The 18,099-nt window shown below is 65.2% G+C and carries 14 protein-coding genes; 10 read left to right on the top strand and 4 right to left on the bottom strand.

What is annotated here, in order from left to right; all coding sequences use genetic code 11:
- The first annotated feature begins 23 nt into the window (after positions 1-23).
- From RTI28_RS07080 to RTI28_RS07065, 4 genes are all read left to right on the top strand, one after another.
- Positions 24-938, top strand: coding sequence for a LysR family transcriptional regulator (locus tag RTI28_RS07080; RefSeq protein WP_316919787.1), 915 nt, complete (start codon positions 24-26; stop codon positions 936-938).
- A gap of 561 nt (positions 939-1,499) precedes the next feature.
- Positions 1,500-1,826, top strand: a complete 327-nt coding sequence (locus tag RTI28_RS07075; RefSeq protein ID WP_316919786.1) for a DUF485 domain-containing protein — start codon at positions 1,500-1,502, stop codon at positions 1,824-1,826.
- Positions 1,823-3,481 (top strand): cation acetate symporter, encoded by a 1,659-nt coding sequence (locus RTI28_RS07070; protein ID WP_316919785.1) that lies wholly within the window; start codon positions 1,823-1,825, stop codon positions 3,479-3,481. Before RTI28_RS07075 ends, RTI28_RS07070 begins: the two co-directional genes overlap by 4 nt.
- A 62-nt stretch (positions 3,482-3,543) precedes the next feature.
- Positions 3,544-4,788, top strand: coding sequence for an OprD family porin (locus RTI28_RS07065; RefSeq protein ID WP_316919784.1), 1,245 nt, complete (start codon positions 3,544-3,546; stop codon positions 4,786-4,788).
- Positions 4,789-4,970: 182 nt separating this feature from the next.
- Here RTI28_RS07065 and RTI28_RS07060 read toward each other — a convergent pair whose 3' ends face one another.
- The gene (locus RTI28_RS07060; protein ID WP_316919783.1) at positions 4,971-7,553 is read right to left on the bottom strand and encodes an EAL domain-containing protein; all 2,583 of its coding nucleotides are present in this window, start codon (positions 7,551-7,553) and stop codon (positions 4,971-4,973) included.
- A 425-nt stretch (positions 7,554-7,978) separates the two neighbouring features.
- On the opposite strand from RTI28_RS07060, the gene RTI28_RS07055 reads away from it, so the two are divergent.
- Entirely contained in the window at positions 7,979-9,568 is a 1,590-nt protein-coding gene (locus tag RTI28_RS07055; RefSeq protein WP_316919782.1) for a sensor domain-containing diguanylate cyclase, read from the top strand.
- 30 nt (positions 9,569-9,598) lie between these two features.
- Here the strand turns inward: RTI28_RS07055 and RTI28_RS07050 are convergent, their stop codons facing one another.
- A complete protein-coding gene (locus RTI28_RS07050; RefSeq protein ID WP_316919781.1) occupies positions 9,599-10,549 on the bottom strand; it encodes a DMT family transporter in 951 nt (316 codons plus the stop codon).
- Between the two features lie 102 nt (positions 10,550-10,651).
- Between RTI28_RS07050 and RTI28_RS07045 the strand changes: the two genes are divergently transcribed.
- The 4 genes from RTI28_RS07045 to RTI28_RS07030 all read left to right on the top strand — a co-directional run bounded on the left by RTI28_RS07045 (position 10,652) and on the right by RTI28_RS07030 (position 15,765).
- On the top strand, positions 10,652-11,539 hold the full coding sequence (locus RTI28_RS07045; protein ID WP_316919780.1) for a LysR family transcriptional regulator: 888 nt from the start codon (positions 10,652-10,654) through the stop codon (positions 11,537-11,539).
- A gap of 186 nt (positions 11,540-11,725) precedes the next feature.
- The gene (dusA, locus tag RTI28_RS07040; RefSeq protein ID WP_316919779.1) at positions 11,726-12,736 is read left to right on the top strand and encodes a tRNA dihydrouridine(20/20a) synthase DusA; all 1,011 of its coding nucleotides are present in this window, start codon (positions 11,726-11,728) and stop codon (positions 12,734-12,736) included.
- A 117-nt stretch (positions 12,737-12,853) separates the two neighbouring features.
- Entirely contained in the window at positions 12,854-13,780 is a 927-nt protein-coding gene (tal, locus tag RTI28_RS07035) for a transaldolase (RefSeq protein WP_316919778.1), read from the top strand.
- Positions 13,781-13,863: 83 nt separating this feature from the next.
- On the top strand, positions 13,864-15,765 hold the full coding sequence (locus tag RTI28_RS07030) for an alkaline phosphatase D family protein (RefSeq protein WP_316919777.1): 1,902 nt from the start codon (positions 13,864-13,866) through the stop codon (positions 15,763-15,765).
- A gap of 96 nt (positions 15,766-15,861) precedes the next feature.
- Here RTI28_RS07030 and rssC read toward each other — a convergent pair whose 3' ends face one another.
- Together rssC and rssB are read right to left on the bottom strand one after the other, a co-directional pair.
- Positions 15,862-16,344 carry an anti-sigma factor antagonist RssC gene (gene rssC, locus RTI28_RS07025; protein ID WP_009394781.1) on the bottom strand — a complete coding sequence of 161 codons (483 nt, stop codon included), beginning with the start codon at positions 16,342-16,344 and terminating at the stop codon, positions 15,862-15,864.
- Complete coding sequence (rssB, locus tag RTI28_RS07020) at positions 16,341-17,525, bottom strand: two-component system response regulator RssB (RefSeq protein ID WP_316919776.1); 1,185 nt, start codon at positions 17,523-17,525, stop codon at positions 16,341-16,343. Before rssB ends, rssC begins: the two co-directional genes overlap by 4 nt.
- 273 nt (positions 17,526-17,798) lie before the next feature.
- On the opposite strand from rssB, the gene RTI28_RS07015 reads away from it, so the two are divergent.
- Positions 17,799-18,098 carry a PilZ domain-containing protein gene (locus tag RTI28_RS07015; protein WP_316919775.1) on the top strand — a complete coding sequence of 100 codons (300 nt, stop codon included), beginning with the start codon at positions 17,799-17,801 and terminating at the stop codon, positions 18,096-18,098.
- The last annotated feature ends 1 nt before the right edge of the window (position 18,099 follow it).

The raw sequence follows: 18,099 nt of genomic DNA, 5'->3' as shown, positions 1-18,099 counted from the left end.
CCTCCCCGCTCAGGTTGCTGCCGATGAGTCTCTCCGTCCGCCATATCGAAGTGTTTCGCGCCATCATGCTGGCCGGCAGCGTCACCGGCGCGGCGCGCCTGCTGTTCACCTCGCAGCCGACCCTGAGCCGCGAGCTGGCGCGCCTGGAAAGCCTCACTGGCCTGAAGCTGTTCGACCGCCAGGGCGGACGCCTGCTGCCCACCGCCCAGGCGCTGATGCTGCTGGAGGAAGTGGAGCGTTCCTACGTCGGCCTGGAACGGATCAACAGCCTGGTGGAGTCGATCCGTCGTTTTGAACATGGCCAGCTCGACCTGACCTGCCTGCCGCTGTTCTCCCAGACCCTGCTGCCGCGGGTGTGCAAGCGCTTCCAGCACCAGCAGAGCGGCATCGGCCTGTGCATCAGCGCCCAGGAATCGCCGCTGCTGGAGGAATCCCTCAGCGCCCAGCGGCATGACCTCGGCCTGACCGAGGGTGAACAGGTCCCACGCGGCACCCGCGGCGAACTGCTGTTCAGCGCCGACATGCGCTGCGTGCTGCCGGACGGCCACCCGTTGCTGCAGCACGAGCGCCTGGCGATGGCGGATTTCCAGGGCGTGGCCTTCATCAACCTGGCCGGGCGCGATATCTATCGCCAGCGCCTCGACGAACATTTCCGCGAGGCCGGCGTGGAGCGGCATACGGTGATCGAAACCACCAACGCCGCCTCGGTCTGCGCCATGGTCCGCGAAGGCCTGGGGGTGGCGATCATCAACCCGCTCAGCGCCCTGCAGGAGAACGGGCGCGGACTGCAGGTGCGGCGGCTGGCGGTGTCGATTCCATATCGGGTGATGCTGATTCGGCCGGAGTTTCGGGCGTCTTCGGTGTTCGTCGAGGCGTTTTGCGGGGCGTTGCATGAAGAGGCAGAGGGATTGATGACGCGCTTGGCACAGCTCGGTTGAATCGCCGGGGCCGCTTTGCGGCCCTTCGCGAGCAAGCTCGCTCCCACAATGTCCGCGTCGACTGGAACCTTGTGGGAGCGAGCTTGCTCGCGAAGGACCGCAAAGCGGTCCCATCTGGTAACTAATCCATTAAGCAACCCGAAACCGAGCAGAACCCTCAAAAAACAACCGAACAAATATAGTATAAATACTATATTAAGCAGGTATTACTTCCATACCAACTCAGGACTGTTATATAAAGCCCCCGGAGCCATCTGCGCCGCTTCCTCTCGACAAGGACGCGGCAAACATCAAGAGCTAACAATCAGCCGCCGGGTGCCACACATGTCGATACCAGTCCTCACCGCCAGCAGTCCGTCCGCGCGTCCTTCGCGGATTCGCCCACGCCATCGCCGCAGCCTCTTGCGAACACCGATCCCCGCCCCGTCGCCTTATCGCGACTGAGCACACGCACATCCCGCTGTTGTTCCGGTGACGGGCCGCGCCCGCCGCCATGGCGCCCTGCACGCCGAAATCCTGCAGGCCCCCAAAAAACACAAGAAAACCCAAGGAGCCCCACCCATGAACACCCCCGACCTGGCCCACGCCCAGCGCTGTGCGCGGATCCGTGCCAATCCGAAATTCCACGCGCTGGTGCGCAGCCGCGCCCGCCTGTCCTGGTCCCTCAGCGCCACGGTGCTGGGCGCCTATTACCTGTTCATGGCGGTGGTGGCGTTCCAGCCGCACTGGCTGCACGCACCGCTGACCGAAGGTCGCCAACTGACCGTGGGTATTCCGGTGGCGGCGGCGCTGATCGTGCTGTCCTGGCTGCTCACCGGCTGGTACGTGCGCAACGCCAACACGCGCTTCGACGCCATGAGCGCCGACCTGCTGGAGGAACTGAAATGAGCCGTCGCATCCTGGGCCTCGGTGCCCTGCTGCTGGCCCCGGCGCTGGCCTTCGCCGCGCCGATCGTGGCCGAGAAGCAACCCGTCAACCTGCATGCGATCGGCATGTTCTTCGTCTTCGTCCTCGGCACCCTGGGCATCACCTGGTGGGCCGCGCGGCAGACCCAATCGACCTCGGACTTCTACACCGCCGGCGGCGGCATCAGCGGCTTCCAGAACGGCCTGGCGATCGCCGGCGACTACATGTCCGCGGCAACCCTGCTGGGCCTGTCCAGCCTGGTCTTCGCCAAGGGCTACGACGGTTTCATCTATACCGTGGCGTTCTTCGTCGGCTGGCCGATCATCACCTTCCTGATGGCTGAGCGCCTGCGCAACCTCGGGCGCTTCACCTTCGCCGACATCGTCTCCTACCGCCTCGACCAGACCCGCATCCGCACCTTCGCCGCCTTCGGCTCGCTGACCGTGGTGTGCTGCTACCTGGTGGTGCAGATGGTCGGCGCCGGCCAGCTGATCAAGCTGCTGTTCGGCCTCGACTACCGCACCGCGGTGATGGTGGTCGGCGTGCTGATGCTGGTCTACGTGATCTTCGGCGGCATGATCGCCACCACCTGGGTGCAGATCATCAAGGCCGTGCTGCTGCTCGTCGGCGGCAGCACCCTGGCCCTGCTGGCCATGGCCGAGTTCGGATTCAGCTTCGAGACCCTGGCCGCGCGGGCGGTCGAGGCCCATGCCAACGGTTTCAACATCATGGGCCCGGGCGCGATGCTGGCCGACCCGGTCAACGCCGCGTCGCTGTCTCTCGGCCTGGTCTTCGGCATCGCCGGCCTGCCGCATATCCTGATGCGCTTCTTCACCGTGCCGAACGCCAGGGAAGCCCGCAAATCGGTGTTCTACGCCACCGGCTTCATCGGTTTCTTCTTCCTTGTGGTGATGGTGCTGGGCTATGCCGCCATCGTCATCGTCGGCACCGATCCGCAGTTCTTCGTCGGTGGCGATGTGAAAGCGGCGCTGATCGGCGGCGGCAACATGGTCGCGATGCACCTGGCCAAGGCGGTGGGCGGCAACCTGTTCCTCGGTTTCCTCTCGGCGGTGGCCTTCGCCACCATTCTCGCGGTGGTCTCCGGCCTGGCCCTGGCCGGCGCCTCGGCGATTTCCCACGACCTCTACGCCACCGTGCTGAAGAAAGGCACCGCCACGGAACAGCAGGAAATGCGCGTGACCCGCTTCGCCACCGTCGGCCTCGGCCTGGTGGCGATCTTCCTCGGCTTCCTGTTCGAGAACCAGAACATCGCCTTCCTCGTCGGCCTGACCTTCGGCATCGCCGCCTCGACCAACTTCCCGGTGCTGATCATGGCCATGTACTGGAAAGGCCTGACCACCCGCGGCGCACTGGCCGGTGGCTTCGCCGGCCTGGTCAGCGCTCTGGTGCTGGTGATCCTGTCGCCGGCGGTATGGGTCACGGTGCTGGGCAACGCCAAGGCCCTCTACCCCTACGACCACCCGGCGCTGTTCTCCATGCCGCTGGCATTCCTGGTCACCGTGGTGGTCTCGCTGCTCGACCGCAGCGCGCGCGCCAACCGTGAACGCGAGGCCTTCGACGACCAGTTCGTCCGCGCCCAGACCGGCCTCGGCGCCGCCGCCGCGTCCGCCCACTGAGCCGTTAGCCGTACCAGAGGCCCGCAACGCGGGCCCAACCAATAACAACAAGAGACCCCGACATGTACCGCACCCTCACCCCACTGGCCCTGGCCCTCCTCTGCCCGACCACCCAGGCCGCCTTCCTCGACGACAGCAAGGCCAGCGTGGAAACCCGCAACTTCTACTTCAACCGCGACTTCCGCCAGGACGGCGCCGCGCAGTCGAAGATCGACGAATGGGCCCAGGGCTTCCTGCTGCGCTACGAGTCCGGCTTCACCGATGGCACCCTCGGCTTCGGCGTCGATGCCATCGGCCTGCTCGGCCTCAAGCTCGACTCCAGCCCCGAGCGCGCCGGCAGCGGCCTGCTGCAACGCGACCGCGAAGCGCCGAAACGCGCCCAGGACAGCTACAGCGACATCGGCCTGACCGCCAAGGTCCGTGCCTCCAACAGCGTGCTCAGGCTCGGCACGCTGATTCCCAAGCTGCCGGTACTCATGCCCAATGACTCGCGCCTGCTGCCGCAGGTGTTCGAGGGCGGCCAGCTGAGCGTGCAGGAAATCCGCAACCTGGGCATCGAGCTCGGCCAACTGCGCCAGGTCAACCAGCGTGACTCCCAGGACTACGAGGACATCGGCCTGACCACCGGCGCGGCGAAGCAGATCGTGGTCCGCCAGACCGGCAGCGACCGCTTCGACTTCGGCCATCTCAACTACAAGTGGAGCGACAGCCTGAACACCAGCTACAGCTACGGCGGCCTGGAGCACTTCTACCGCCAGCACATGCTCGGCCTCGGCCACAGCTGGGCACTGGGCAGCGGCCAGACGCTGAAAAGCGACCTGCGCTTCGCCCGCTCGCTGGATGACGGCGGCAGCAACGTGGACAACAAGGCGCTGGGGGCGATGTTCACCTACGGCATCAACGGCCATGCCTTCGGCCTCGGCTACCAGCGCATGAGCGGCGACACCGGCTTCGCCTACATCAACGGCGCCGATGCGTACCTGGTGAACTTCGTGCAGATCGGCGACTTCGCCAACAAGGACGAGCGCTCCTGGCAAGCGCGCTACGACTTCAACTTCGCCAGCGTGGGGATTCCCGGCCTGACCTTCATGACCCGCTACCTGCGCGGCGACAACATCGACCTTGGCGCAGGGCGAGCGGAAGGTCGGGAGTGGGAGCGGGACATGGATATCGGCTACGTGATCCAGAGCGGACCGCTGAAGAACCTGGGGGTGAAGTGGCGGAACGCGACGGTACGCTCGACGAACTTCGGCAATGACCTGGACGAGAACCGGTTGATCGTGAGCTACACCCTGGCCCTCTGGTAATCGGCGGCGCCGCTACCCCCTGTAGGAGCTGGCTTGCCTGCGAAGGACCGCGTAGCGGTCCCGGTTCCCGATCCAAAGCCGGGTAGACACCGCATTGGCCTGACTGTAGATCAGGAACCGGGACCGCTGCGCGGTCCTTCGCAGGCAAGCCAGCTCCTACAGGGGTTAGCGGCGCCTTCAAATCACCCGGCAATTTCTCCCATCGCCACCACCCGCTCCGCCAACCACTGCGCCAGCGCCTCCGGCGCCAGCGGCGGCGAGTACAGGTAGCCCTGCGCCACCGGATAACCCTGCTGCTTGAGCCAGACACTCTGGGTATCGGTCTCGATGCCCTCCGCGACCACGGTCAGGTGCAGGCTCTTGCCGATCCCCAGGATCGCGCTGCTCAAGGCCCGCGCGGCCTCGTCATGCTCGATGTCGGCGACGAAACTGCGATCCAGCTTCAACTCCGACACCGGCAGGCGACGCAGGTAGCTCAGGCTGGAATAGCCCGTGCCGAAATCGTCCATGGACAGGCGAATGCCCTGGGCATGCACTTCCTCGATGGTCTTCATGGTGCTGGGGTTGGTGTCCAGCAGGATGTTCTCGGTCAGCTCCAGGGTCAGGTCGGCCGGCAGCAGGTCATTGTGGCGCAGGGTGTCGGCGATCATCCGCGGCAGGTCGAGGTTGTGGAAGCTGGTCGGCGACAGGTTCACCGCCACCGCCGGCACCACCAGCCCCCGCGCACGCCATTCGGACAGCTGCCGGCAGGCTTCGCGCAGGGCCCAGCGTCCCAGCTCGGCGATCAGCCCGCACTCCTCCGCCAGGGGAATGAAGCGCGCCGGGGACACCTCGCCCAGTTGCGGATGGGTCCAGCGCGCCAGGGCCTCGACGCCATACAGGCGGCCGCTGGACATCTCCACCTGCGGTTGATAATGCAGACGCAACTGCCCCTGCTGCAGCGCCTCGCGCAAGGCGTTTTCCAGGGCCAGGCGCTCCTGGGCCAGCTTGTTCATCTCGCTGCTGAAGAAGCTGAAGCAGCCGCGGCCGCTGTTCTTCGCCTGGTACATGGCCATGTCGGCGCGGTGCAGCAGGGTTTCCACGTCGCAGCCATCGGAGGGGTACATGGCCACGCCGACGCTGGCGGAAATGGCGAACTGGGTACTGGCGATGGTCATCGGTTCGCTGAGCAGGATCTGGATGCGCTCCACCGCATCGGCGGCATGGTCGCCGTCGCACTGCGGCAGGATCACCACGAACTCGTCACCGGACAGGCGCCCGGCGATATCGGCGGCGCGCAGTTCGCTGCGCATGCGGGTCGCCACCTGGCGCAACAGCTCGTCGCCAGCCGGATGGCCGAGGGAATCGTTGACCTGCTTGAAGCGATCGAGGTCGATGAACAGCACCGCCACCTGTTCGTTGTTGCGCGCTGCACTGGCAATCGCCTGGTCGGCCTTGGCCTGCAGCAGGCTGCGGTTGGGCAGTCCGGTGAGGGCATCGTAATAGGCCAGCTGGCGAATGCGCTGGCGCGAGTTCTCCCGCTCCAGGGCCAAGGCGCAGAGGTGCGCGCAGGCATCCACCAGGCGCTGGTGGAACAGCGCCGAGGCGACGTTGCGCGGCTGGCGGAAATAGAAGGCAAAGGTGCCGATGGCCGCGCCCTGGCTGTTGCGGATCGGCGTCGACCAGCAACTGCGAAAGCCCAGCTGGCTGGCCAGGTCCTGGTAGTCGGCCCAGAGCGGATCGGTGGTGATGTCGTCCACCAGCACCGATTCGTTGCGCCATGCCGAGGTACCGCAGGAACCCACGGTGGGACCGATGCGCACACCATTGAGCTGGCGGCTGTAGTCCACCGGCAGGCTCGGCGCGGCCAGGGAATGCAGCTGCCCGTCCTCGTCGACGCGCAGGATCGACGCCGCCAGTTCCGGGGCAATGCGCTCCACCTCCAGGCAGATCAGCTCCAGCACCTCGGTCAGCGGCTGCTCCCGGGCCATGGCCTCCAGCACCCGGTGCTGCAGGGCCTCGTGCATCTTGGCCTGGGTGATATCGGTGAACAGGGTGACAGTGTGCTGCAACTGCCCGGCGTCGAAGATCGGATTGCTCACCACCTTGGCCCAGTAGCGCTGGCCGTGCTTGCCGCTGACGATTTCCTCGCGCTGCATGGAGCCGGCGGCGTACATCTCGGCGTAGTACTCGGCGATGCTCTGCTCGTCCCGGTCCGGCACCAGCAGGGCCATCGGGCTGCGTCCGACGATCTCCTCGCCAGACCAGCCGAACATGCGGCTGAAACCGGCATTGGTGTAGGCGATGCGGCGCTGGCTGTCGCTGATCATCACCGCCGTGTCGCTGGCATCGGCCACCAGCGACAGCACCCGCAGGCGTTGCTGCTGGGCCTGTTCCCGGGCCAGGCGGGCGGTGACGTCGGTGGCGATCTTGAGGATCTGCGCCACCTCGCCACGCGCGTCGTGCACCGCCGCGTAGGTCGCCTCCAGCCAGCGCCGGCTGCCGTCGCGGTGGACCCGCTCGACGATCCCGGAGCGGGCATCGCCATCGCGCAGGCGTACCCAGAAATCGGCGTATTCGGCACTCTGCGCCAGGGCCGGCGGACAGAGCATACGGTGGTGACGCCCACGCAGTTGTTCCAGCGTGTAGCCCATCAGCACCAGGAAGTTTTCGTTGGCCCGCAGCAGGGTGCCGTCCGGGGTGAACTCGGCGATGGCCATCACCCGGTCGAGGGCGGCCAGTTGAGCCAGCGACAATTCGGTGGAACGGTTGTCCTGAGACGTCATGTTCTACTCAAAAGATTCCGGCTCTTAACGGCCGGTCGGACCTGGAGAAGCCGTTGCCCAGCGACGTCCCGGGATCACCGGACACCGCCTCCTTGGCACACGATCTGATATCAGCATGATATTACCGCCACGGGCGGCCGGTCCATCACTGCGCCTGCTGCGCCAGTGCCGGTGGCTGCCGCAGGACCCGCGAAATCACAATAACGCGCTGAAATATCGAGACTTTTCAGCCATTCAGTGACCATTCGGTCGAAGCAATTACCGTGTTGGCGTTGTGGCTATTCGACCAAAGTCTCATTACCCTTGGCGCGACAATATCGGGCCACGAGCGCAGTATGCCGCGCTTCCCGCGCAGCGGCATGGCAATCAGCCATCTATTTTCCACGCAGGTTTACTGATTCAAGATCGAGGCAAGGGGGCTTCGGGTGCCGTTCAAGACTTTTTTCCGCTGGGATCTGCGCAGCCTGATCCTCCTGCTTACCCTGGTCACCGCCCTGGTCACACTGCTCAACAGCTTCCATGCCAGCTACCGCGTGCAATACCAGTTGCTGATCGACAACGCGCTGGAAGCCAACCACGCCTACGCCTCGAAACTGGCCTCCAGCACCGAAACCTACCTGCAGGCATCGCAGCAGCAACTGGCCTACGCGGCCAATCTGCTGGCCGAGCGTTTCGACGCCATCGACTACCTGCACCAGGAGGCCACCCGTCTGCGCCGACAGACCAACACCTTCAATTCCATCGTCATCACCGATGCCCGCGGCAAGGTCCTGACCACCTCGCCGGACACCCTGCAGATCGTCGGCAAGACACTGGAGTCGGAAGGTGCCGCGGCCGCCCTGCGCGAGCGCAAACCGATGATCTCCAGCCCCTACATGTCGGCGGCGAACAACCTGATCATCTTCATTTCCCAACCCGTGTTCGACCGCGACGGCAACTATCTCGGCCTGATCGGCGGGAGCATCTACCTCAAGCACAAGAGCATCCTCAACGAGCTGCTCGGCGAGCACTACTACAACAACGGCTCCTACCTCTACGTGGTCGACGCCAACCGGCGCCTGCTCTATCACCCGGACGCCGACCGGGTCGGCACCATCGTCGGCGCCAACAGCCTGATCGACAATATCGCCAGCCTCGACAACGGCATGCAGCGGGTCACCAACAGCCAGGGCATGGACATGCTCGCCGGCTTCGCCACGGTGCCCTCGGCGCACTGGGGCATCGTCGCCCAGCGCTCCACCGAATCGACCCTCGAAGGCCTCAACGAGCTGCTGCTGAGCGTGATCTTCAAGACCATCCCGCTGGTCGTCGCCAGCTTCATCCTGATCTGGTGGTTCTCGCGGATCATCGCCCAGCCGCTCAAGCAGCTGGCCGCCGGCGCGCACAAGATCAGCGAGCCGGGCACCGCACTGCAGATCGAGAATGTGCGCTCCTGGTATTTCGAGTCCTCGGAACTCAAGCGTGCCCTGCTGATCGGTCTGAACCTTCTGCACGAGCGCCTGGGCAAGCTCAACCACGATATCCAGACCGATCCGCTCACCGGCCTGCGCAACCGCCGCGGGCTGGACCTGGCGGTGACCCTGTGGCAGGCGGAAAAACGTCCGTTCTCGGTGGTGGCCATCGATATCGACCACTTCAAGCGGGTCAACGACAGCTACGGGCATGCCGTCGGCGACGAGGTGCTGCAGGCCCTGGCCGAACTGATGCGCGGCTGCTCGCGGGACAACGATGTGATCTGCCGCTCCGGCGGCGAGGAGTTCTTCATGCTCCTGCCCGGGGCCAGCCCGGAGGTCGCGGCGAGGGTGGCCGAACGCCTGCGCGCGGTGGTGGAACAGACGCCGTTCGAGACCATCGGCCACATGACCGTGTCCATGGGCGTGGCGGCCTGGCCGTTGCACTCGGAGAATGCCGCGCGGGTGTTCGAGGTGGCGGACGAGCAGTTGTACCAGGCCAAGCAACAAGGGCGGAACCGGATCAGCGTGGCCCTGGAGCCCGAGGTGAAAACCCCGCTTTGAGGAGACTGCCGGCAAAGGCAGCCAAGCGACTCACGCCGCCACATCCCTGCCGACCGCCGCCTTGGGCTTGCCCGGCTTCAACCGCGACACCCCGAACAGCACCAGCGCCAGCCCGGCGATCTGGTACGCGGAAATCTCCTCGCTGAGCACGGCCCAGGAGGCGAAGACCGTCAGCACCGGGCCAAGATTGCCCACCGCCGCGGTCTGCGTCGCGCCCAGGCGCTGGATCGCCAACGCCACCCACCAGATCGGCAGCACAGTGGAGAACACCGCCATCAGCAGCGCATTGAGCCACACCGCGGGCGGCAACTGGCCAAGCAGGGTGAAATCCCCGGTCAGCAGGTAGTGCCCCAGCACCATGAGCGACGAGGCGGTGCCCGCCAGGCCGGCAAGGCGCATGGAGCTCATGGTCCTCAGCATCATCCCGGTGCCGGAGTAGTACAGCGCGTAGGTCACCGCGCTGGCGAAGACCCACAGCGAACCGAGCATCACCTGGTTGCCCATCCCGGAAATGCTCAGGTCATGGGCAAAAGCGATACCCAGCCCCAGGTAGCACAGGCCCATGGCCGCCAGCACGCGCGGCGTCGGCCGCTCGCGCAGGGCCACGGCCTGGAAGATCAGCACCAGGGTCGGATAGGTGAACAGGATCAGGCGCTCCAGCCCCGCACTGATGTATTGCAGCCCGTAGAAGTCGAACAGGCTGGCCAGGTAATAGCCGAACAGGCCGAGCAGCAGCACGCGCCCGGCGCTGCCCCAGGTCAGCGGCGCGTTGGCGTGATGGCGGCTGAACCACACCAGCCAGACGAACAGCGGCAGGGAAATGCCCATGCGCAGCGCCAGCAGGGTAATGGCGTCCACCGTGCCGGCCGCGTAGGCCAGCTTGACGAAGATCGCCTTGAGGCTGAAACCGAGGGCGGCGAGCACGGCGAACAGGCTGCCGTTGTCGAGGTAACGCTGGATCCGGGAAGGCAAGGTGATCATTGGAGGTCCGCAGCAGAATGTGACAGGCTTATTCTGAACAGAACGCCATCGCGCCAGAATCGCTTTTTTCCGAACAGGGCGTTCTGAATTGGAGAAAGCCCCATGCACTTCGATCTGCCCGACCTGCGCCTGATCGCCGCCATCGCCGAAAGCGGCAGCCTGAGCAAGGCCGCGGCGGGATTTCCGGTGGCGGTGTCGGCGGCCAGTACGCGCCTGCGCCAGTTCGAGGAGCGCAGCGGCCTGACCCTGTTCACCCGCAAGGCCGACGGCATGCAACTGACGCCGGCCGGGCGCCTGGTCCTGGAAGCCGCGCGCAGCGTGCTCGGCGAGGCACGCAAGCTGGAAGACACCCTCGAGGAGCTTGCCGGACAGAAGCGCATCATCCTCCACCTGGCCGCCTCTACCGTGAGCAACAGCACCATCCTGCCCAGCGTGCTCGGGCCGTTCCTGTTCGACTACCCGGAAATCGACCTGCACCTGGTGGAACACAAGAGCGTCGATATCCTGCGCATGGTCCGCGGTGGCGAATGCGAGATCGGCGTCTACGACGGCAACCTGGTCAACGAAGGGGTGATTTCCGTGCCGTTTCGCAGCGAGCGCCTGGCCCTGCTGGTGCCGGCCGACCATGCGCTGGCGGAGCGTGGCCAGGTGCACCTGCCTGATGCCCTGGCCTACCCCTTCGTCTGCCTGCCGCCGGAGCGGGCCATGCAGCGTTTCGTCGAGGAAAAGGCGATGAACCTGTCGATGCCCCTGAAAATCCGCGTGCGCGCCCCTGGCTTCGAAGCCATCGCGCAACTGGTGGCACAGCGCGCCGGTATCGCGATGCTGCCCGAGACCACGGCACGGCGCCTGGAGCAGGAACTGCCGGTGCGTTGCCTGACCCTCGAGGAGCGCTGGGCGGCGCTGGAATTGCGCATCTGCTTCAGGGAATGGGAGGCGTTGAGCTCACATGGGCGGCAACTGGTGACCTTTCTTTCCGGACATCGCTGATACGGGAAGAACTGGCATGCCTGCCAGGTGTCAGCCGGTGGGCCTGCCCCCGCGGCGGTTTCAAGCCGTAATGGCACGGCATCTGGTAGACTTGCAGCCTTTTCCTCGATTCCAGATCCCTCGCGCATGGCCGCCACCTGGCCACGCGGGAGCCTTCTGACGAGCTCCACGCTACGTAGTCGAAAAATGCTCCCAGACGCCGCCACAACCCCAGACACCCAACCAGCCGCCCTGTCCCGCCGCTTTTCCGTTGCGCCGATGATGGACTGGACCGATCGCCGCTGCCGCTACTTCCTGCGCCTGCTGTCCCGCCATGCCCTGCTCTATACCGAGATGGTCACCACCGGTGCGCTGCTGCACGGCGATGCCGCGCGCTTCCTCGGCCATGACGCCGCCGAGTACCCGCTGGCCCTGCAACTGGGCGGCAGCGTACCGGCGGACCTCGCAGCCTGCGCCAGGCTGGCCGAGGCGGCGGGCTACAACGAGGTCAACCTGAACGTCGGCTGCCCCAGCGACCGGGTGCAGAACAACATGATCGGCGCCTGCCTGATGGGCCATCCGGCACTGGTGGCCGACAGCGTCAAGGCGATGATCGACGCGGTGGACATCCCGGTCACGGTCAAGCACCGCATCGGCATCAACGGCCGCGACAGCTACGCCGAACTGTGCGATTTCGTCGGCCAGGTCCGCGATGCCGGCTGCCGCAGCTTCACCGTGCATGCACGGATTGCCATCCTCGAAGGCCTGTCGCCCAAGGAAAACCGCGAGATTCCGCCGCTGCGCTACGACGTCGCGGCCCAGTTGAAGCGGGATTTCCCCGATCTGGAAATCATTCTCAACGGCGGCATCAAGACCCTGGAAGAGTGCCATGAGCACCTGCAGACCTTCGACGGCGTGATGCTGGGGCGCGAGGCCTACCACAACCCGTATCTGCTGGCGCAGGTGGACCAGCAGCTGTTCGGCAGCAGCGCGCCGGTGGTCAGCCGCAGCGAAGCGCTGGAACGGCTCAAGCCGTATATCGCCGCGCACCTGGCCGCGGGCGGCGCCATGCACCACGTGACCCGCCACGTCCTCGGCCTGGCCCAGGGCTTCAAGGGCGCGCGGCGCTTCCGCCAGTTGCTCTCGGTGGACGTGCACAAGACCAACGACCCGCTCGGACTGCTCGATCAGGCCGCGGAGTTGCTAAAAGGCCACTAGGAACCCGCGCGCCCTGGGCGACTCCAAGGCATACCCGGAAAAAGCCCGCCGAGCTGGCCTTGAGCCACCGGCGGGGCTCGGGTAATGTCGTTGCACCGCACAGGACAGAGCACGCCCATGACTTCCAAGCTGGAACAACTCAAGCAGTTCACCACCGTCGTCGCCGATACCGGCGACATCGACGCGATCAGCCGCCTCAAGCCGGTCGATGCCACCACCAACCCGTCGCTCCTGCTCAAGGCCGCCGCCATGCCTGGCTACGCCGACCTGCTGGATCAGGCGATCCGCGGCAGCAAGGGCGATGTCGACCTGGCCTGCGATACCTTCGCCGTGGCGGTGGGCAGCGGCATCCTGAAAGCGATCCCCGGGCGTATCTCCACCGAAGTGGACGCGCGCCTGTCCTTCGACGAGCCGGCCCTGCTGGCCAAGGCGCGCAAGCTGATCGAACTGTACGACCAGGCCGGCGTCGGCCGAGATCGCGTGCTGATCAAGCTGGCCTCGACCTGGGAAGGCATCCGCGCCGCCGAGACCCTGGAGAAGGAAGGCATCCAGACCAACCTGACCCTGCTGTTCTCCTTCGCCCAGGCGGCCGCCTGCGCCGATGCCGGGGTGTTCCTGATTTCGCCGTTCGTCGGTCGCATCTACGACTGGTACAAGAAGTCCACCGGCAAGGAATACGTGGGCGCCGAGGACCCGGGCGTGCAGTCGGTGACGCGCATCTACGACTACTACAAGGCCAACGGCTACGACACCGTGGTCATGGGCGCCAGCTTCCGCAATATCGGCCAGATCGAACAATTGGCCGGCTGCGACCGCCTGACCATCAGCCCCGAGCTGCTGCAGCAGCTGAGCGACGACCAGGGCCACCTGGAGCGCCGACTGAAGCCGGGCGCCGCCGGTGAACCGCGCCTGGAGCTGAATGAAAGCCGCTTCCGCTGGGCCTTCAACGAAGACGCCATGGCCACCGAGAAACTGGCCGAAGGCATTCGCCTGTTCGCCCGCGACCAGGAAAAACTCGAAGCCCTGCTTTCCGCAAAAGCTTGATACAAATATCGGTTTGCCAGTAGCGGCGACAGCGCGGAAAGTCCCGCCTCTTCGCAACTACTGGCAGACGATTTCCCGTCCAGATGTCCGACTCCCCTTCATTGCCACTGGTGCTCGCCGGGCCGCTGCTGCGCCGCCTGGAAGATCGCCGCATCGTGCTGTGGCTGGTCGCCACGCGGCCGCTGAGCGCCGAACTGCAACTGTACCCTGCCGAGCGCGAGACCCTGCGCCTGCCCCTGGACAGCCAGCGCTGCCAGGTCCTGCCGGTAGGCCGCCAGGCCTTCGTGCACCTGGTCGATGTGCAACTGGACACCCCGCTGCCCTGCGATGAGCGCATCGGCTACGACCTGCTGCTGGACGGTATCGGCATCGCCGGCTGGGCGCCACACCTGTTGTACGACGGAGCGACACACCCGGATTTCGTGGTGCGATCGCGCCTGGACCAGTTGCTGCATGGTTCCTGCCGCAAGCCGCACCACCCCGCCACCGACGGCCTGCTCTGCGCCGACCGCCTGCTGGCCAGCCCGCACGCCGCCCGGGAGCGGCCGGCGTTGCTGATGATGAGCGGCGACCAGGTCTACGCCGACGACGTCGCCGGCCCGATGCTGCGCGCCATCCATCAACTGATCCAGCGCCTGGGCCTGTTCGAGGAATGCCTCGAAGGCGCAGTGATCCGCGACAGCGCCGAGCTGTACGGGCATCCGGCCAGCTACTACCAGCGCGGCGACCTGCTGCCGGCCCTGAAAAGCAACGAAACCCTGCGCGAGCGCTTCTTCGGCGGCGTGCGCAAGCCGATCTTCACCAGCAGCAGCGCCGACAACCACCTGGTGACCTTCGGCGAAACCCTGGCGATGTACCTGCTGGTCTGGTCGCCACTGCCGTGGACGCTGATCACCGCGGACATGCCGCCCCTGAACGCCGAGCACCAGGCCCGCTATCGCCTCGAACAGGACTGCCTGGCGGGCTTCATCGACGGACTCGGCGGCGCCGCCCGCGCCCTCGCGCACCTGCCGACGCTGATGATCTTCGATGATCACGACATCACCGATGACTGGAACCTCTCGGCGCAATGGGAAGAAACCGCCTACGGCCACCCCTTCTCGCGGCGCATCATCGGCAACGCCCTGCTCGCCTACCTGCTCTGCCAGGCCTGGGGCAACGATCCCGATGCGTTTCCCGAGCTGCTGGGCAAATGCCGGGAGCTGTTCAGCAGGACCGGCGAGGACCGCCACCTGAGCAGCCCGCTGCAGGATGCCCTGATCAGCGATCTGCTGCGCTTTCAGCAGTGGCACTACGTCCTGCCGACCAGCCCCGCCCTGCTGGTACTGGACACCCGCACCCGGCGCTGGCGCAGCGAAAGCAATCTAGCCAAGCCGTCCGGCCTGCTCGACTGGGAGGCCCTCTGCGAGCTGCAGCAGGCCCTGCTGGACCATCCTTCGGCGATCATCGTCTCGCCAGCGCCGATCTTCGGCGTGAAGCTGATAGAAACGGTGCAGAAGATCTTCAGCTGGTGCGGCTACCCGCTGCTGGTGGACGCGGAAAACTGGATGGCCCACCGCGGCGCGGCGCAGGTGATCCTCAACATCTTCCGCCACTCCCGCACGCCGGGGCATTACGTGGTGCTCTCCGGCGACGTGCACTACTCGTTCGTCTACGAAGTGCTGATCCGCCATCGACAGAACAGCCCGCACCTGTGGCAGGTCACCAGCAGCGGGATCAAGAACCAGTTTCCGGCGCGCCTGCTGGAGGTCTTCGACCGGCTCAACCGCTGGCTGTACTCGCCCCGTTCGCCGTTGAACTGGTTTACCCGGCGGCGCTTGATGGAGGTGGTGCCACGGGTGCCGAGCCGTGCCGAGTCCGGGGAACGGCTATGGAACAGCGCGGGACTGGGGCAGGTGTTCTTCAATGAGGCGGGGCAACCGCAGCGGGTGTTCCAGCTGAATGCGGATGGGTCGGAAAAAACCGAGTTTCTGCGGCGGGATTGACGGCCTCATCGCGGGCAACGCCCGCTCCCACAAGGTTCGGCGGCGCACATGGACCTTGTGGGAGCGGGCGTTGCCCGCGATGGGGCCCTGAAAGTCTCAACTACGTTCGAGCGCACTCACCAGGTCATGGAACGCCTCGCGGTTGGAGTCGTTCAGGCCCATGAGGATCTTGTGCGCCTCCAGCACCTTGGAACGCACCACCTCCTCGTCCTGGTCCTGCGATGGCAGGTCGGTCAGGCACTCGGGGCAGGGAATCGGCCGATCGACGATGTTGAACACCTGATCGAAGCCCATCGACTGCAACAGACGAGTGATGTCGGCGTGGGTGGTGACCACCGTCGGCAGCAGGCCGACCTTCTGCCGCGACAGGATCGACAGCTTGGCCAGCAGGCCCAGGGTGGTGCTGTCGATGCTCTGGGTTTCCGTCAGATCGATGACGATCGCCGAGAAATTCAGGGCGGTGAAGATCTTTTCAATAGTTGCATCCAGCGCCGAACACAGGGTCAGGCGCACTTCACCGACAAATTTCAGAACAAAGGTGCCGTTCTGTTCGGCGAACTGGATTCTACCGGTACTCATTGAAGGTTCCTGCTCAACACCAATAGGGCGATATCATCCGGCATCTCCCCAAGCGTAGCCAATTCGAATCGTTGCCGCAGGCCATCCAGGCTGCCGCCCGCGTCCCTGATGATTTCAGGCAGGGCCGCTTCTTTATCTTTGAGTGTCTCGCCGGGCAAAAGGTCAAGGATGCCGTCCGAGAGCAGGGTCAGGCTGAACTGCTCCGGCAGTTCCAGCACATGATCCTGGTAGGTGGCCTCGTCGAACAGGCCGACCGGCAGGCCACGCCCCTCCAGGTAACGACCCTGGCCCGGGGTGAACAATACCGGCAGCGGCAGGTGGCCACCGATGGAATAGGTCAGCAGGCCGGTGTCCTCGTCGATGACGCCACCGACCATGGTCACGTGCTTGCCCAGCTTGCAGTTGATCAGGCCGCGGTTGATGTGCCCGAGCACTTCCGACGGTTTGAAGTCGCGCAACGACCCGGCGCGCTTGAATTCGAAAAGCAGCCGGGTGGTCATGAACTTCAGCAGCACCGTGACGAACGCCGACGAGGCGCCGTGACCGGAGACATCCGCCAGGTAGAAGGCGATACGCCGCTCGTCGACACGGAAGTAGTCGGCGAAATCGCCGGACAGGTACAGCGACGGGATGATCTGGTGCTCGAAGGAAAAACCGCCGCACTGCCACGGGCTTTCCGGCAGCATGTTCATCTGCACCTGGCGACCGGCGGTCTGGTCCTCCTGCAGCAGGTGCAGGCTGGCTTCCAGTTCGCGGTTGGCGGTCTCGAGCTTTTCCCGGTAACGCTGGTTTTCCAGGACCAGGCGCGCGCGATCCAGCGCACGGCGCACCGAGTGCTCCAGCACCGCGAGGTCTTCCAGGGGCTTGATCAGGTAATCGGCGGCACCGAGACGCAGGGCTTCGACGGCATCGTTCATCACGCCCGCGCCGGAAACCACGATCACCGGCAAGTCGGGGGCGCGCTCGGTGACCTGGCGAATCAGTTCCAGCCCGCCCATTTGCGGCATGCGCAAATCGCAGATCACGAGGTCGGGTCGATCCTGTTCGAACACTTCGAGACCCTGCTGGCCATTGCTCGCCTGCAGGACGCTGAAACCGCTGTCTTCCAGGTAGGCGGCGAGGCTCTCGCGCACCACGTCGTCGTCATCGATTATCAGCAGCGTTGCACTGGTTTTCTGCATGTGGGCAAACGGCGCCAGAAATAGGTTGGCGTAAGTGGCTCGACAGGCTAAAGCACACGTACTGGATTCTCTTCTAGCCACTCTGTCTATCTGAGTTGTAGGTCAGAAAAAGCTGACCGACAACCCGCAGAGGTGCCCTGTAAGGCGCAGACGGTACTCCCATCCGTCAGGCGTTTCAAGCATGCGGCAACGCTCATCCGCCGCTCTTTACAGCGCAAATCACCGGGAGTTATAAAAACCCGGTTTGTGGCAACTCAATGTAAGGATGAAGGTATGAGCCAGACGTTCGACGGCTACAGCGAGAAGCGTGATTTCATCCGGATGCGGGTCGACGCCGACGTCACCCTCATCCATGCCGACCAGGTGGTCGCGGCGGTCTGCCTGGACCTCTCCAGCAGCGGCATGCAGATCCAGGCGCCGCGCACCTTCCAGGTCGGTGACCAACTGCAGGTACGCATCGAGTCCGATCACCCGGCACTCAAGGGCCTGGAGGCCACCACCCAGGTGGTGTGGATCGCCGACCAGGCGGACAACCAGCAGAAACTCGGCCTGCGCATCCTGGCGATGCACTGAA

The sequence above is a fragment of the Pseudomonas sp. zfem002 genome, from assembly GCF_032621685.1.
In the GTDB taxonomy this organism is placed as follows: Bacteria; Pseudomonadota; Gammaproteobacteria; order Pseudomonadales; family Pseudomonadaceae; genus Aquipseudomonas; species Aquipseudomonas japonica.
The sequence above is the reverse complement of the archived record's forward strand: the minus strand, read 5'-3'. Positions and strand labels throughout refer to the sequence as shown.